Raw genomic sequence first — 508 nt, 5'->3', positions numbered from 1 at the left:
CAACGGACGCGGCACGTCGACGAACTCCTTCGTGACCTGGGTCCACAAGCCCGCCACGATGGCCGCCAGCAGCGCGGCCCAAAAGAGGCGCGGCGCGCGCCGGATCCAGGGCAGCACGAGCGCGAGCGCCACCGCGCCATCGCCCAGCATCGTCAGGTGGAACCACACGAGGTCGCCAACGGCCTGGCCGGTCCGGTTCAGCCACAGGAACAGCGCACGGTTGGTGTCCGTGGCGAGGATGCCGGCCACCAGCGCCAGCGCGACGGCGGGCGGAAGCCAGGTCCAGGGCGAGCGCAGCGAGACGGACATCGCCTCACCCTTCCACGCGCACCAGAAGCACGCCGCCTTCGCGGTACAGCACGCGGAAGGGTGACGGCAAACCGTCCAGCGCGTCGCTGCGCGTGAGGATGACGTCGCCCGGGCCCGGCGCGTCCGTCGCGGGCGTGACGGCGCCGCGGTAGACGGAAAAGCTGGGCACGTTGATGCGCCAGCTGCGCACGGGCCAGCC

General features: G+C 72.2%; 1 protein-coding gene and 1 pseudogene. Both read right to left on the bottom strand.

The features are described 5' to 3' along the window. A pseudogene (locus ACEN88_RS34010) lies at positions 1–309 on the bottom strand (hypothetical protein); the annotation flags it as partial. Between the two features lie 4 nt (positions 310–313). Beyond that, positions 314–508: hypothetical protein (locus ACEN88_RS34005; RefSeq protein ID WP_413346781.1), on the bottom strand; the 195-nt coding region annotated here is incomplete at its 5' end.

This window comes from Massilia sp. CT11-108 (genome assembly GCF_047302915.1).
Taxonomy (GTDB): domain Bacteria; phylum Pseudomonadota; class Gammaproteobacteria; order Burkholderiales; family Burkholderiaceae_D; genus Telluria; species Telluria orientalis.
Note: the sequence above shows the minus strand (reverse complement) of the source record. Positions and strands in the feature narration are given on the sequence as shown.